The 14841-nt window shown below is 61.3% G+C and carries 19 protein-coding genes and 1 pseudogene; 11 read left to right on the top strand and 9 right to left on the bottom strand.

Going from position 1 to position 14841, the window contains the following annotated elements:
* A pseudogene (locus M729_RS0111795) lies at window positions 1-257 on the bottom strand (hypothetical protein); the annotation flags it as partial.
* A gap of 193 nt (window positions 258-450) precedes the next feature.
* Between M729_RS0111795 and M729_RS0111790 the strand changes: the two are divergent.
* Window positions 451-903, top strand: coding sequence for a membrane protein (locus M729_RS0111790; RefSeq protein WP_013531548.1), 453 nt, complete (start codon window positions 451-453; stop codon window positions 901-903).
* A 91-nt stretch (window positions 904-994) separates the two neighbouring features.
* Window positions 995-1231, top strand: a complete 237-nt coding sequence (locus M729_RS0111785) for a hypothetical protein (RefSeq protein WP_027161660.1) — start codon at window positions 995-997, stop codon at window positions 1229-1231.
* Between the two features lie 10 nt (window positions 1232-1241).
* Here the strand turns inward: M729_RS0111785 and M729_RS0111780 are convergent, their stop codons facing one another.
* Window positions 1242-1499, bottom strand: coding sequence for a hypothetical protein (locus M729_RS0111780; RefSeq protein WP_013531550.1), 258 nt, complete (start codon window positions 1497-1499; stop codon window positions 1242-1244).
* A 294-nt stretch (window positions 1500-1793) separates the two neighbouring features.
* On the opposite strand from M729_RS0111780, the gene M729_RS01000000134855 reads away from it, so the two are divergent.
* From M729_RS01000000134855 to M729_RS0111760, 4 genes are all read left to right on the top strand, one after another.
* Window positions 1794-1988: a DUF2934 domain-containing protein gene (locus tag M729_RS01000000134855; RefSeq protein WP_032808298.1), complete on the top strand. Its 195-nt coding sequence runs from the start codon at window positions 1794-1796 to the stop codon at window positions 1986-1988.
* 89 nt (window positions 1989-2077) lie between these two features.
* Window positions 2078-2254 (top strand): hypothetical protein, encoded by a 177-nt coding sequence (locus M729_RS1000000137075; RefSeq protein WP_013531552.1) that lies wholly within the window; start codon window positions 2078-2080, stop codon window positions 2252-2254.
* On the top strand, window positions 2251-3147 hold the full coding sequence (locus M729_RS0111765) for an alpha/beta hydrolase (RefSeq protein WP_027161659.1): 897 nt from the start codon (window positions 2251-2253) through the stop codon (window positions 3145-3147). Before M729_RS1000000137075 ends, M729_RS0111765 begins: the two co-directional genes overlap by 4 nt.
* Window positions 3148-3270: 123 nt before the next feature.
* Entirely contained in the window at window positions 3271-3681 is a 411-nt protein-coding gene (locus M729_RS0111760) for a DUF427 domain-containing protein (protein ID WP_013531554.1), read from the top strand.
* Window positions 3682-3724: 43 nt separating this feature from the next.
* Here the strand turns inward: M729_RS0111760 and M729_RS0111755 are convergent, their stop codons facing one another.
* Window positions 3725-4144: an HD domain-containing protein gene (locus M729_RS0111755; protein ID WP_027161658.1), complete on the bottom strand. Its 420-nt coding sequence runs from the start codon at window positions 4142-4144 to the stop codon at window positions 3725-3727.
* Between the two features lie 24 nt (window positions 4145-4168).
* Entirely contained in the window at window positions 4169-4564 is a 396-nt protein-coding gene (locus tag M729_RS0111750) for a GFA family protein (RefSeq protein ID WP_027161657.1), read from the bottom strand.
* A 201-nt stretch (window positions 4565-4765) separates the two neighbouring features.
* On the opposite strand from M729_RS0111750, the gene M729_RS0111745 reads away from it, so the two are divergent.
* Together M729_RS0111745 and M729_RS0111740 are read left to right on the top strand one after the other, a co-directional pair.
* On the top strand, window positions 4766-5374 hold the full coding sequence (locus M729_RS0111745; protein WP_013531556.1) for a cysteine hydrolase: 609 nt from the start codon (window positions 4766-4768) through the stop codon (window positions 5372-5374).
* A 100-nt stretch (window positions 5375-5474) separates the two neighbouring features.
* Window positions 5475-6749 carry a DUF763 domain-containing protein gene (locus M729_RS0111740; protein WP_027161656.1) on the top strand — a complete coding sequence of 425 codons (1275 nt, stop codon included), beginning with the start codon at window positions 5475-5477 and terminating at the stop codon, window positions 6747-6749.
* 23 nt (window positions 6750-6772) lie between these two features.
* Here M729_RS0111740 and M729_RS0111735 read toward each other — a convergent pair whose 3' ends face one another.
* From M729_RS0111735 to M729_RS01000000134850, 5 genes are all read right to left on the bottom strand, one after another.
* Complete coding sequence (locus M729_RS0111735; protein ID WP_027161655.1) at window positions 6773-7216, bottom strand: PPC domain-containing DNA-binding protein; 444 nt, start codon at window positions 7214-7216, stop codon at window positions 6773-6775.
* 44 nt (window positions 7217-7260) lie between these two features.
* Window positions 7261-7578 carry a hypothetical protein gene (locus tag M729_RS0111730; protein ID WP_013531559.1) on the bottom strand — a complete coding sequence of 106 codons (318 nt, stop codon included), beginning with the start codon at window positions 7576-7578 and terminating at the stop codon, window positions 7261-7263.
* A 117-nt stretch (window positions 7579-7695) separates the two neighbouring features.
* Window positions 7696-9276, bottom strand: a complete 1581-nt coding sequence (locus M729_RS0111725) for a DHA2 family efflux MFS transporter permease subunit (RefSeq protein ID WP_084652603.1) — start codon at window positions 9274-9276, stop codon at window positions 7696-7698.
* Window positions 9277-9287: 11 nt separating this feature from the next.
* Window positions 9288-10463 (bottom strand): HlyD family secretion protein, encoded by a 1176-nt coding sequence (locus M729_RS0111720; RefSeq protein WP_027161653.1) that lies wholly within the window; start codon window positions 10461-10463, stop codon window positions 9288-9290.
* A gap of 98 nt (window positions 10464-10561) precedes the next feature.
* Window positions 10562-10732 (bottom strand): hypothetical protein, encoded by a 171-nt coding sequence (locus M729_RS01000000134850; RefSeq protein ID WP_084652602.1) that lies wholly within the window; start codon window positions 10730-10732, stop codon window positions 10562-10564.
* A 182-nt stretch (window positions 10733-10914) separates the two neighbouring features.
* On the opposite strand from M729_RS01000000134850, the gene M729_RS0111710 reads away from it, so the two are divergent.
* The 3 genes from M729_RS0111710 to M729_RS0111700 are packed head-to-tail and all read left to right on the top strand — an operon-like array spanning window position 10915 to window position 14839.
* A complete protein-coding gene (locus M729_RS0111710) occupies window positions 10915-11532 on the top strand; it encodes a (2Fe-2S)-binding protein (protein ID WP_027161652.1) in 618 nt (205 codons plus the stop codon).
* A 1-nt stretch (window position 11533) separates the two neighbouring features.
* A complete protein-coding gene (locus M729_RS0111705; protein WP_024505524.1) occupies window positions 11534-12556 on the top strand; it encodes a xanthine dehydrogenase family protein subunit M in 1023 nt (340 codons plus the stop codon).
* Between the two features lie 3 nt (window positions 12557-12559).
* On the top strand, window positions 12560-14839 hold the full coding sequence (locus M729_RS0111700; RefSeq protein WP_027161651.1) for a xanthine dehydrogenase family protein molybdopterin-binding subunit: 2280 nt from the start codon (window positions 12560-12562) through the stop codon (window positions 14837-14839).
* Window positions 14840-14841: the final 2 nt, after the last annotated feature.

Here is a 14841-nt window from a genome sequence, read left to right as displayed (position 1 = left end):
TCGGTCTTCAGCTTGGCCTTGCCCTGGGCCTGCTGGTCGGTGGTGGTGCCGGCCTTGCCCTGAGCCTGCTCGTCGGTCTTCAGCTTGGCTTTGCCCTGGGCCTGCTCGCCCATCTTGGAGCCGTTCTGGCAGTCAGCCTGCCCGGAAGCGCAGTTGGCGTCTGCGCCAGATTGGCTTTCGGTCTGTTGTGTCTGAGCCACCGCCGTTCCACAGCCGAGCCCGATGGCCAGCATGCTGGTAATGAGAACACGTTTCATGGGAAATCTCCCTGGGTAAGGTTCGTCCCTTCACTGGGTAGAACCAGCACCCAAAAAAAATGTTCCGAGATAGATGCGTGAGTGCTAAAAAACGACCCCGCTTGAGATCATACGATCGCGGGCGGAAGCCGCCGTTAAAGCGACCTTTTCAACCTTGGCGATTGCCCTAGCTGTCTCCTGAGAGGAGACCGACATGGCAATCTATAGTCTGAGAGTGGTCAGCTTCATTTTCGTTGCACTGGCTTTCGCTCCGGCCGCCGCGCATTTCTTCGCCATGTTCAACAAGATGAAGCTCGACGGGCCAAACTATCTGGCTGCGCAGCGCGCCTATGATGGATGGAGCCTGTTCGGCATCGTGGTGCTGGGAGCATTGCTCTCCACGGCCGCCCTGGCGATCCTGCTCTATCGAGCGAGCGCATCTTTCGGCTTGGTTGTTGTCGCCTTTCTAAGCATCGGCGCCACGCAGTTTGCCTTCTGGACGCTGACCTATCCAATCAATCAGGCGACCCGGAACTGGACTGTCCTCCCTGAAAACTGGGAGCTGCTGCGGCGCCAATGGGAGTATTCGCATGCCATCGCCGCAGGCCTCAACGCCTTGGCGTTGCTGGTGCTTTTCATATCGGCGCTTCGCCCTGCGGTGCGTTGAACGACCACGTCGTCACCAGCACGGCCAGCGGGCAGGAACCGCCATGAAGCGGAATCATTGAAACGCCAGATGTTCCAGCGCGGCAGGAAAAATGAAACGGTACTACTTTGATCTTCAAAACGGTGACGGCGCGGTACCCGACGATGACGGGCAGCTGTTCGAATCCCGGGAACAAGCCAGAGCGGAAGCAATTCGTATTTTGCAGGATGTCGCCCAAGACGAAATGCCCGACTGCGATTTCGTCAAGATAACCGTCAAGGTACGCGATGAGATCGGTGCGCAGATGTTTGAGGCGTCGCTTGTTCTGACCTCCGGATGGAGCGTTTGACGTCGCAGTGCTAGCGGCGATACCGCACCGGGATTTGCACGACATTCTCCGATCCAGGCAGATCAAAGGCCATGGCCAGCTGACGTACGGAGGCCATCTCCACGATCAGTTCTTCAATCGAAAGGTCTGGCAGGCCGGTCTTCACCCTCTGCCTCACCCTGGCCGCAAGTTCATGAACCCGCACCGGGACGAAAAGCGGGCTGTCGTCCAGCAGCTTGCTGATTTCGATGACCACATCGGCGTCGATGTCTTTCGGCAATTCCCGCATGAGCGTCACCTCCAATCGAAGCAACAGCCCGCCATGTCGATGCGACGGGCGATCCGGCTTTGAGCGCCGGGCAGTGGGATCGGAGAGGGACGTGCTCGGCGCTGGCCGATAGCCTGATTCATAAAACTGCGAGCATAGGTGTGTCACGAAAAAATATCGGTACGAAATTTACCAAGCCGGTCATCCCATGCAATCCACAAGGGCCTTCCCAAAATCCGGCAGCGGCTGTTGCCGACAGAGGAGGAACAAAAAATATGGCCCGGAATTGAGACTGACGAATTGGAGGATCTAGCCATGGACAGCAGGGAAGAAAAGATCAAACGACGGGCCCATGAAATCTGGGAACAAGAGGGCCGGCCGGTAGGCCGCGAGCAGGAGCACTGGGATCGGGCCGTGCAGGAGATCGAAGCTGAGGGTTCGGAGACTGAACGTGGCCCGGTTCTGCCTGACCCGACAGTTGCGGCCGATTCCAATAGCTCGAAGCGTTGATCGGCAATCCCATGGCGTCTTGAGGACCCCGGTCGGGCAACCAAATTGGCGGAACCTCGTTTGCCGGGCATCAACCAGAGGAGGCTTCGATGAAGAGGTTCTTTTCATTCCTGGTCTTGGCCGCTGCCCTTGCGCTCGGCGCCTGCGACAACAACACCGAGCCGATGAAAGCCACCAGCAACAAGAACCCACAGGTTGATCAGGCCGCCAGACCAGGCCCCACGACTGGCGGCGACCAGCCAGCTACGGTGCCTCAGAGCAAATGAACTCCGTCTCACATTGCGACACACCTCTGCTGCGCGTCGCCTATCTCGATGGTGGACCGCAGGACGGCGCCCCGGTTGTCCTGCTGCATGGCTGGCCCGACGACGCGACGACATACGCTCGTATTTCGCCGGTCCTTCATGAAGCTGGCTTCCGTACGTTTTCCCCTTGGTTGCGAGGCTTTGGGCCGACATCGTTCCTGTCGAAAGAAACCATGCGCTCGGGTGAGATTGCCGCGATGGCGCAGGATGTGCTGGATTTTGCAGATGCGCTTGGCATCAGCCGCTTTGCAGTTGTCGGACATGATTGGGGCGCTCGGATATCCTATCTGCTCGCGTCGGTTTTTCCGGACCGCATCAAGTGCTGCGCTGCGCTGTCCCTCGGCTGGCAACCAGGCAAACCAGCAACGCCGGCGCCCGAACAGGCGAACGCATTTTGGTATCAATGGTTCATGGCGACCGCACGGGGCGCCGAGTTCGTACGAAAGAACGGCAAGGAATTCGCCAGGTATCAGTGGGACAGCTGGGGTCCATTAGGCTGGTTCGACGACGCCATTTTCGATGGCGTTGCGAGCTCGTTCGAAAATCCTGACTGGGCGGATGTGACGTTGCATTCCTATCGGGTCCGGTGGGAAGAGGCCGAGCCCGATCCGCGTTACGCTGAACTCGCCCGCCGGCAAGCAACGGTCAAGATCATCACCGTGCCGATCCTGACGCTTCACGGTGGTGACGACCGCGTTGTGTTTGCCCAGTCTTCAGAGGGGCTCGAAGAGCATTTCACCGCGTTCTACAGGCGGGTGGTGCTGGATGGCATCGGACACTTCCCGACGCGTGAGGCTTCTGATCAGGTTTCGCGAATGTTGGCTGCGTTTCTCGATAGCCATGGCAAGCGCTGAAGGAGGGGCGCCATCGACCCCATAGTAAAGGCCGGAACCTGACGCATCGCCGCGCATTTCGTCTCCATGCATGACGAACCGAAATGCGGTCTCGCAATCAATCGGCAGCCAGGGAGAATTTGGATGCAAGCTTCAGGCGCAATCTCAAGACACCATGCTGGCCAGTTGGCCATAGAACCGTTTGCGGGCACGGTGACGGTACGATTTTCCGACGCCATAGTCGCTGCCACGGAACGGGCGAAAGTGCTTCAGGAAGAAGGACATGAGCCCGTGTTCTATATTCCTTTCGAAGACATCTATTTTGACCTTTTCGAAAAAACGAACACCACCAGCCGCTCCCCTTTGAAAGGTACCGCGAGCTACTGGCGCGTCCATGCCGTGGGCAGCTCGGCCGACGATTTCATGTGGGCGTACGAGACGCCTGAAACCGCGGCGCGGGCCATTGCACGTCATGGTGCATTCGATCCGGAAAAGGCGCGCATCGATGTCGAGCCCGCGGAGGACAGAAGGCATACGCCCCACGTCACGGAGTAGATTGCCCGTTCTCATCGGCGCGAGCTGAAATTCAAGGCAGGTGCTAACCGCGTGGAAACTCTTCATCAAGGATGCGTAGTGCCTCCTCGTATCTGACGGTTGATGCCCCGGCCTGTCGTGCCTGCCAGATATTGTCCGCCAGATCCGCGCGCTTCACCGGCAGCGCCAATGGATTCGATGCCGCTCGTCGCACGAACGCGAAGTAATCCTCGCCGTCCCTACGCGACATGGCGTCGACGGCCGACGCGATCGTCGGGCCAAAACCGGCCTCTTCCAACCTGGTCCGGTCCCAGCCTTCGCCCTTTTCCAGGACGTCATGGAGATAGGCGACGACCTTCTGATCCTTGGTTTCGACCGCGTCAACGACACGGCGACAGTGCTCGATATAAGGTCGCCCGGTCTTGTCGCGCTGTGCCTGGTGGACCTCTTCGGCAATCTTGGCCGCCCGGTAAAACATGCTCATCAGGCTTCCCCTTCAGACATGGTTTCACCATCGCTCCTCGGTGTCGTGGTGCGGCAGGTCCATTCCGCAGCAAACCCAGCCAAGTCGCTGCCTCGATCCATAATTGTAGCGCGGCTCCAGGCGAGCCGGATCGTCGAACGTTCCGACATGAAGCGCGATCTCTCCCGGCGATGCGTCATAGGCGAGGCTGAGCGGCGATCCGCAGGCGGAGCAAAACCCCCTGCAGGCAATCGGCGAAGACCTGCGATAGGTCGGCGTCGCATCGGTCCAGGTCACGCTTTGGGAAGGCACCCAGGCCAGAACCGCGAACGCACTGCCGGTCGCTCGCCGGCACATATCACAATGGCAGTAATGCACTCTCGGTTCGCTTCCAACGCGGAAGCGGATCGTGCCGCAGAGACATCCTCCGCTCAGTTCCATTTTGGCGCCCCGGTTGACTTGCGGCTCCAACGCCTCTCGCGCGGTCTCATGCGAGCACCTCCATTCATCACAGCGGAAACGCCGGTCATTTGCGTCGGTTCCTGTTGGCTATCTCAGGAACCAGTGCTTGCGCGCGGCGTTGCGTGTCTTTGCTGGCAAAATGAGGAGTCAGGGAATGCTTGGCCGGTCGGAGACGCACTGATGTCGATGCCGGGGCTGGCATACGGTCCCTTGGGCGATCGATGCATGCATGTCTGCGTGGATATGCAGCGGCTGTTTGCCGAGCCGTCTCAATGGGCGACACCCTGGATCACCCGGGTTCTCCCGCAGATCGAGACGCTGGTCGAAAGACGCGCGCCGCAGACGGTCTTTACACGCTTCCTGCCAGCCAAGAAGCCGGGGCAGGGCGTCGGCACATGGAAGCGCTATTATGAGCGCTGGGCTTCACAGACGATCGAGACGATCGGGCCTGAAATGACCGAACTGTTGCCGTCTTTAGCCGGCTACTGCCCGCCAGCGGCGATCATCGACAAGCACATCTACTCGCCCTGGTTCGAAGGGCGCCTCAGAGCCTTCCTGGTGGAGCGCGGCATCGATACGCTCGTCATCACCGGTGGCGAAACGGATGTTTGCGTTCTGGCCACGGTGCTCGGAGCCATCGATTTCGGCTATCGCGTGGTTCTCGTCACGGACGCGCTATGCAGTTCTTCCGATGCAACCCACGACGCACTGCTGACCGTTTACCACCAACGTTTCGCGCAGCAGGTCGAGACGGTTGAGATGGAAACGGTTCTCTCGAACTGGACTTGACGTTCGCTAACTCGGCTCGGCGGAAAGTGTCCATGCTTCCTTGCGCGGTTTGGCTGCCTATCTGTTAAGAGAATAACGGACACCAGAACGGGTAGCAGACGTGACGCAACGATCGGGAAGTGCTGATCTTCCACTCCATGGCGGGCGCGTGCTAAAATGGCTCGGCGACCGCATGACGCGTCTTGGCCCCGTGATGTGCGAAGCGATCATTCATCACTATGGTCGAGACGAACTGCTGCGACGGCTGGCGCATCCGTTCTGGTTCCAGTCCTTCGGTGCTGTCATGGGCATGGATTGGCATTCGTCGGGGATCACGACCAGCGTCGTGGGCGCTTTGAAGCGTGGCCTCACGCCGCTTTCCGGCGAGCTCGGCATTCATGTCTGCGGTGGTCGCGGCGCGCATTCGCGAAAAACCCCGCATGAACTCGAAGCCATCGGCCAACGCGTCGGCTTTGACGGAGCGGGCCTGGCCACCGTCAGCCGTCTTGTCGCCAAGGTCGACAGCGCCGCAGTCCAGGACGGTTTCGATCTTTACCTGCATGGTTTCATCGTCACCGATGACGGTCGCTGGGTCGTGGTGCAGCAAGGCATGAACGGTGACAGCAAGGTGGCGCGCCGCTACCATTGGCTCTCCGAGGGGCTCAAGAGTTTTGTCGACCAGCCGCATGCCGCCATCGAGGGCATCAATCAAGGCGAGATCTTCAACCTGACCGACAGGCGCGCCGACGCGTCGCGCCAAGGGCAACTGAACCTTTTGCAGGAGCTCGGACCCGATCGCATCCTGGGCGAGCTTGCGGCATTGGAGCGTTGCGCGGAGCCGAGGCGCCGGCAGGAACCGGAGCAGCCGCTGCTGCCGCATTTGGTCATGCCGGCCCATCATGACGTTCGCGAAAGCGATGTCGTCATGCATCGTCTTCACGGCAATATCGCCGCCGCCGCGGACCGCGGTCCAACCGATTTCGCCGAGCTCCTTCTGGTCCCCGGCGTCGGCGCGCGCACGGTGCGCGCGCTGGCCCTCGTTGCCGAGGTGGTGCATGGCGCGCCTTGCCGCTTTTCCGATCCCGGCCGCTTCTCGCTGGCGCATGGCGGCAAGGACAGGCACCCGTTCCCTGTGCCGCTTAAGGTCTATGACGAGACGATCGGCGTGCTGAAGTCGGCCGTGCAAAAGGCAAAGCTCGGTCGCGATGAAGAAATCGGCGCCTTGAGGCGGCTCGACGATCAGTCGCGGCAAGTCGAACGATACGTCACCGGCCCCAGCCTGAAGGAAATTGTCGCGGGAGAATTCGACCAGTCGCATCTGCTTGGCGGGCGCAGCGTGTTCGGGTGGGAAGCGGCGCCGGACACAGCACCTGCTGAGCGGAGCAAGAAGGCCTGAGAACGAGCCAGAGCGGCTGTAGATCAATCGTCCAGATCGATGAGCGCGACACCGAGATCCGGGCGCTTGCTGCGGCGCAGATGGCCGGGCGCTTCCACCAGGGTGATTTCGAGCGTTGGTCGAACGATGCCGTCAAGCAGATGTCCACCCCGGGTGGTGCCATCGCTCAATCCCAGCACCGCATGGACGTGCAGGCTGGGCTTATCGTCATCACCCAGTGCGACATCGCCGATCGCGCTCAGAACCTCGCACTGTTCGTCGATAGGGATTTTGCGGTAGGTCTTCGCGTCCGGATCAAACCAGCCCACGGTGGCTTTTTCGAAAGCCCCTATGGCGGTCAGGGACGCGCTGCCGATCTTCTGGTCGACCGCGAAGGCGGTCAGTGCCGCGAACGCTTCTTCGCCTGGGTCGAGCACCAGGACAAATGTCCTTTGTCCGCCGATCTCATTGACGAGCTGCGATTTCATCCCTGTCCTTCCATCGTTCGGCCCCATTGAGCGCCGCCGTCAGATCAATGGGCGCGGTGTTCCGCATTGCGCTTGCGGGTCGCTGCAGCTTTCTTTGCCGATTCCGATCGGCTTGCGGCAGACCGTGATGCCGATGCCTTGCCGCCGCTTTTGCCGCCTTTGTGCGCCGCCGGATGGCCCGTGTGTTTGCCGCGGCCCGAACCGCCTTCCTTCTTGCCACCGCCATCGTCCTTGTTGACGGTTGCCCATGCGCGCCGCTCTGCCTCCTTGTCGGAAACCCCGCGCTTCTCATAACCTTCGGCAATGTGGTCGGCTTTACGCTCCTGCTTGTCAGTGTACTTCGATTTGTCGCCTCGTGGCATGGCCAGCTCCTCCTGTTGAACAAGGGCTGAACGTCGACTCGACGCGCTGGTTCCAACGGAAGTTCGCGAAGCCCAGGCCGCATGGCGGGGCAGCGCCATACACCGCCGCAGCGCGAGCTAACGCTTTTCGGGCCGGGGAGAGCGCAGCAGCAAGGCGAGGGGAACGAGCAGTGCGGTCGCTACCGCGCAATACCGAAAGACATCGATATAGGCGAGCAATGAGGCCTGCCGCGCTATCAACTGTCCTATCCAGCCGAGCGCCTGCTGTTTTGCGTCGATCATCGGCGAGCCTTGAGCCACGAAGTGCTCGGTCGCCTGACGCAGAACCTGCTGGTAGGCCGGTGACGACTGTGCCGTGTGGCCGACGAGGTTTGCCTGATGGATTTGCGCGTTCTGGGCTATCACCGTGTTGGACAGCGACACACCGATGCTTCCGCCGATGTTACGGGCAACGTTGATGAGTGCCGACGCCTGGTTCGTCTGCTGCGGAGCAAGACCGACGTAAGCCGCCGTCGAGATGGGGATGAACAGGAAGGGCAAACCGATCATCAGGAAGATGCGCGCGAAGGCAAAGAAGCCGAAACTGACGTCCGGGGTGAGCGATGTCATATGCCAGAGCGCGACAGCGACGACGGACATGCCTGCCATGATCAGGTATTTGGGCTGGACGATGGCGCCGGCAAATCCGGAAACCGGCATAAGCATCAACATTGCGATGCCACCCGGCATCATCGACAGGCCCGACAGGGTCGCCGTATAGTTGAAGGCGGTCTGCTGCAGTTGCGGCATCAACTGGGTGGTGCTGAACAGCACGGCGCCCACCGCCATCATCACCAGGAACGATGTGCCGAACTGGCGGCTGAACAGCAGGCGGACGTCCACGATCGGATCGCGGCGACTGAATTCCCACGGGATCAGCAGCAGAAATGAGACCGCCGAAATCACCGCGAAGGTCACGATGAAACCTGATGCGAACCAGTCGTTGCGCTGGCCTTCATCGAGAAATATCTCCAGGCAGCCAAGTGCCGTGGCGACCAGGATGAAACCGACCCAGTCTATTCTGAGGCCGCTCTTCAACCGTTCCTGCCGCTCGCGCTCGAGCACATCAGGCTCGATCACCAGCCACTGCACCAAGGCAAGCGACATGATGCCGAACGGGACATTGATGAAAAATATCCAGTGCCAGGAGAAATGGTCGGTCAGCCAACCGCCGATGGTCGGCCCGACTGTCGGTGCGACGATGACGGCAATGCCGTAAAGAGCAAATGCCTGGGAGCGTTTTTCGGGTGGAAAGGTGTCGGCGAGAATGGATTGTTCGCTGGGTGCCATGCCGCCGCCGCCGAGGCCTTGCAGGATCCTGAAGACGATGAGCATTTCCAGATTGGGCGCCAGGCCGCACAGCAGCGACGCTATGGTGAAGATCGCCACGCAAAGCATGTAGTAACGCTTGCGGCCGATGACGCTGGCCAACCAGCCGCTAACCGGGATGATCACGGAATTGGCGACCAGATAGGTGGTGATCACCCAGGTGCTTTCGTCCATCCCGGCCGCGAGGCTGCCGGCGATGTTGCGCAGCGCCACGTTGGCGATCGAGGTGTCGAGCACCAGCATGAAGGTGGCGATCGAGACGACGACGGCGATCAGCCACGGATTGCGCCCGCCGGCGGCGGACCGGCTTTCGCTCCGTTCACCAGCCATTTCGACGGCGCTCATCTCACCTTGACTGTCGGCACCACCGACAGGCCTGGACCCAGCAGCACGCCCGGCGGTCGGTCGAAGACGATCTTCACGGGCACGCGCTGCACCACCTTGACGAAGTTGCCGGTGGCATTCTCGGCCGGCAGCAGGCTGAAGGCGGTGCCACTGCCCGCCTGGATGCTGTCGACGCGGCCGTGGAAGTTCTTTTCGGGATAGGCGTCGATATCGATGTCGACGGGCTGTCCCGGCCGCATCAGATCAAGCTGGGTCTCCTTGAAATTAGCCTTCACCCAGACCTCGTCGGGAACGAACATCATCAGCACCTGACCAGGCTGGGCGTAGGTGCCCTTGGCGGCCGTGATACTGGTGGCGCGACCGGTGACAGGCGCGGTTATGATGGTGCGCGACAGCATGGTGCGGGCCTGCTCCTGGCTGGCCTTGGCTTGATTGAGCTTTGCTTCCGCGCTCTTGGTCTGTGCCTGCAGAACAGTGACCTGGCTTTTCGCGGCAGCGACGTTTGCTCCGGCGCTGTCGAGGGCGGCCTGGTCCTGGCGCAGGGTAGAAGCGGCCTGTTCCGCCTGCTGTTGGGTGGAGGTTCCCTTGGCCAGCAGCTCACGGTTGCGCTTGTCCTCCGCTTTGGCAAACTCGAGCGCGGCCTGGGCCTGCGCCACCTGCTTCTGTGCCGCATCGATCTTGGCGTTTTGTGCTTCGATCTGTGCGCCGACATCGACGATCTCGGCCTGCGCCGAGGCCACACCGGCGTCGGCTTCCGCCAGGCTTGCCTGATAGTCGCTGTCGTCGATGCGCAAGAGCACGTCGCCGGCTTTCACAGACTGGTTGTCGGTGACCGCGACATCGGTGATACGACCCGATATCTCGGCACCGATCGTCACCGTGCGGGCGTCGATGAAAGCATCGTCGGTCGATTCATACTGACGCGCGTCCAGCCACCACAAGACCAGCCCTACGGCAATCAGCAGCACTGCGAGCAGGATGGCGATGGATATGTAAGGGTGCCGCCGAGGGAAGCTCAGCAGGCTGGGCTTTGGTTCTCCGGCCTGCTTGTCCTGCTTGTGCTCCTGACCGGCGTCTTTCCGGTGTTTTGGCGACGCCTCCGAGGTGGCCCTGCGTGGCGCGGCGTGCGTGTCGCCGGTTTCAGGTTCTTCGGTTTGGGTTTTCGCGTCCACGGGAGAACTCCCAGGAGTTTTGACGTGGCCAGTCAACGACAACTGGTCGTAAAAGGTTCCTGGCGACCGGGCACGGTTTCGCGCCTGGCGGAATTTGTTCAGCCGATTGCCAATCTGACCGCGATGGCCAGGATCACAATACCGACCAAGCCGGCTATGAAGATAACCCGACGCGTGCGCGTTCGCAGGATGATCTCGCCCTGTCTCGCCTGCTCCGCAGCGAACACAGGTCCATTGTCATCGTCCTTGTCATGCCGACCATCGCTCATGATCGCCTCCTTCCGGCCCTTGGCACACACCGGCTCTTGGCACACAACCATCGCTCGACAGGTGAGGTTCCGGTTACATCGATCCCGCCCGCAGAAAAAAGGATCACAGGCTCGTGAGGAGGGAACTTTGTCCTCCGCGACTGGTTTGGGCCGCTTGAGACCCAGCCAGCCCGGAGCCAGCCATGTCCGATGCCAAGATGTCCAGTGGCCTGAGCAGACGCATGTTCATGACGGCCTCTGTTTCGGCGGCGGCGGCGATGCCGCTTGTGAATTCCCCGACGAGAGCTGCCCAGCCAGCGTCCGAAAAGCCAGCCGGACCGCGCGACTTGTCGGCGGTTTCAATGCGTATCAACAAACAGACCTACAATCTCGCGCTCGACAATCGAACCAGCCTGCTTGACGCTCTGCGCGACCACGTCGGCCTGACCGGCACCAAGAAAGGTTGCGATCACGGTCAGTGCGGCGCCTGCACGGTTCTGATCGATGGAAAGCGGGTACTGTCCTGCTTGAGCTTTGCCGTCATGAACCAGGGGCGGGAGATCACAACGGTGGAAGGCCTGGCCTCGACGGACGGGGAACTGCATCCGGTCCAGCAGGCGTTCGTCGACCACGATGCCTTTCAATGCGGCTATTGCACACCGGGTCAGATCATGTCCGCCATCGGTTGCATCAACGAAGGCCATGCTGGATCGGAAGATGACATTCGCGAATATATGAGCGGCAATCTATGTCGCTGTGCGGCGTATCCCAACATCGTTGCGGCGATCGTCCAGGCGCGCGACGAGATCAGGAGGGCTTAGGATGCGCCCCTTCGTTTATGAAAGACCAACCAGCGTCTCCGCTGCAATCGCCATGGCATCCCGTGTCGATGCCGTGCGCGTTCCGCCAACCGGCGCCGACACGCAATTCATCGCCGGCGGCACCAATCTGGCCGACTACATGAAGCTCGGTGTCGCGCGGCCGGACCGACTGCTTGACCTCAACACTCTTGCCGAGCCAGCCTTGCGGCAGATCAGGATAAACGATGACACGATCCGGTTTGGTGCACTGGTCCGCATGGGTGAAGCAGCCGACAACGATGACGTCCGACGGCGTTGCCCGGCCCTTGCCGACAGCCTGAAATTCGCCGCCAGCGGTCAGCTTCGCAACATGGCGAGCCTGGGCGGCAATGTGCTGCAACGTACGCGCTGCGAGTATTTTCGAGAGATTTCCTGGCCGTGCAACAAGCGCGAACCCGGCTCCGGCTGCGCTGCGATGGAAGGGTCCAATCGCCAGCACGCCGTGCTGGGTACGAGCAATGCCTGCATCGCCACTTATCACGGCGATTTCGCGCAGGCACTGGTTGCGCTCGATGCCACCGTCGAGATCGAAGGTCCGCGGGGAAGGCGCACGCTTGCATTTGCCAAGCTGCACAAACGGCCGGGCGACACGCCCGACATCGAGACGGATCTCGCCGCCGACGAGCTCATAACCGCCATCGAAGTGCGGCTCGAACGGTGGAGCAGCCGGTCGCGCTATCTGAAGATTCGCGATCGCGAATCCTACGCGTTTGCGTTGGCGTCCGCGGCTGTTGCGCTCGACATGGATGGCGAGACGGTAAGGAGTGCGCGCATTGCGCTTGGCGGTGTGGCGACGGTGCCGTGGCGGGCGCGCGAAGCAGAGGACGCGCTACAGGGCAAAGTGCTTGACGAAGCCGCGGCGCAAGAGGCTGCCGAGGCTGCCTTCGCCGATGCCAGACCGCGCGAGCATAACGCATTCAAGATACCGCTCGGCAAGCGCACGCTGGTGCGGGCGCTGCTCGAAACCCGGGATATGAAGGGCTGAGCCATGAACCAAGCTGCACCCGCCCCCAGGGAAAACCAGGGCGATCCGGTTGTCCGCATTGACGCCCGGCTAAAAGTTACCGGACAGGCCGGCTATCCCGCCGACATCGTCACGGCCAACGTCGCCTACGGTGCCCTTGCCACCAGCAGCATTGCCCGGGGCAAGGTTTCGGGACTTCACATGAAAGACGCCCGGGCCGCACCCGGTGTGCTGGACATCGTCACCTATCACGATATGGACAAGACCGACACGCCGAAATTCGGCAACACCGGCGCAAGTTCGATCGGGCCTTTGCACGACAAGACGGTTTTTCACGACGGTCAGATCATCGCTCTGGTGGTTGCCGAGACCTTCGAGGCGGCGGGGGAAGCCGCAATGTTGATCCGCGCCGACTATGAGGACGAACGGCCCGCCGCCAGCTTTGATTCCAAGGGCGTGAAGATGGAGCCGGCTGCCGGCAAAAACCCTATGTTCAAGGAGGATGCGAAGGCCGGTGATTTCGATGCCGCCTGGGCGGATGCGACGGTAAAGATCGACGAAAAATATTCGACGCCGACCCAGCATCACAATCCGATCGAACTGTTTTCGACCACCGCAATATGGCAAGGCGACCAGTTGACCATACACGAGCCCAGCCAGAACGTTACCGGCTGGAAGGTGGAACTGGCACGCCAGCTGAAGCTCGATCCGGCCAATGTGCGGATCGTCAGTCCCTATATCGGCGGTGCCTTCGGCTCCAAGGGGCCGATGACGGCACGCACCGCTATCGTTGCCGTCGCGGCGCGACGCATTGGCCGCCCGGTTCGCTGCGTCGTCAATCGCATGCAAGCCTTCGGTACGCAGACCTATCGCGCCGAAACGCGGCATCGGATCCGCATGGGCGCCGGCAAGGACGGCCGCATCACGGCGTTCGGACATGAGGCCTGGGAGGTGACGTCACGCCCTGACCCTTATGTCGTCGGCGGCACGTCCGCCACCGCGCGCATGTACAATTACGGCGCCGTTCTGACGCATGTTTCGCTGGTTCATGCCGACCGCAACACGCCTGGCTACATGCGATCGCCGCCGGAGACGCCTTATGTCTACGCGCTGGAAAACGCCATGGACGAAATGGCTGTGGCCCTCGGCATGGATCCTGTCGAGTTTCGTCGCATCAATGAACCGGAGAAGGAGCCCATAGGAGGCAAGCCATTTTCCAGCCGCTCACTCATCAAGTGCTACGACCAGGCGTCGGAGGCCTTTGGCTGGTCGAAGCGCGATCCCAGGGTCGGCTCGATGCGCGACGGCGACTGGCTGGTCGGGATGGGCTGTGCGACGGCGATCTATCCGACTGCCGCCGCGCCCTGCGCGGCCCGGGTTCGTCTCACCGCCGACGGCGAGGTTCGGATCCAGTGCGGCTCGCATGAAATCGGCACCGGCGTTCGCACCATCGCCGGCCAGATGGCGGCCGAAAGACTGGGCATCGGCATGGACAAGATCAGCGTCGAGATGGGCGACAGTGCCTTGCCGCCGGCTCCCGTGTCGGGCGGATCGATCTCGACCGCCAGTGTCTGCTCGGCGGTCATGAAAGCCTGCGACGCGATACGCGGAAAGCTGTTCGCCGCCGCTGCGGGCAGGGGGGCTCCGCTGGCCGGTTCGGGCAATGCGAAGCTGGACTTGAAGGATGAAGAGGTCGTCACCGAGACCGGCAAATCCGCAAAGCTGGCTGATGTCTTCAAGGCTATGCAAGTCGGCGCCATCGAGGAATATGCCGAGTTTGCGCCGAAGGGTTCTTCGCCTGAAGCCCTCAGCAAACTCTATGCCGGACAGTCGGAATTTCATGGTGGAGAGAACGACGAAGATTCGGTCAAATATGCCTTTGGCGCCGAGTTCGTCGAAGTGCGCATCAACAGCTATACACGCGAAATCCGGGCCCCGCGCATCGTCGGGGCCTTCGCCGCCGGGCGCATCATGAACACGCGCACCGCGCGCAGCCAGCTGATGGGTGGCATGATCTGGGGTATCGGCCAGGCGTTGCACGAGGCGACGGAAATCGATCAGCGACACGCGCGCTACGTCAACCGCGACCTGCAGGACTATCTCGTGCCGGTCAACGCCGACATCAAACAGGTCGACGTTATCCTGGTCCCCGAAGTCGACCATCAGGTCAACCCTGCCGGCGTCAAGGGTTTGGGCGAACTCGGCAATGTCGGAACGGCTGCTGCCGTGGCGAGTGCCGTCTATCATGCCACCGGCAAGCGCATTCGCGATCTGCCGATCAGAATAGACGATTTGATAGGCTGACG

It is taken from the genome of Mesorhizobium sp. WSM1293 (genome assembly GCF_000513875.1).
In the GTDB taxonomy this organism is placed as follows: Bacteria; Pseudomonadota; Alphaproteobacteria; order Rhizobiales; family Rhizobiaceae; genus Mesorhizobium; species Mesorhizobium ciceri.
This window is presented reverse-complemented; position numbering and strand designations above follow the sequence as displayed.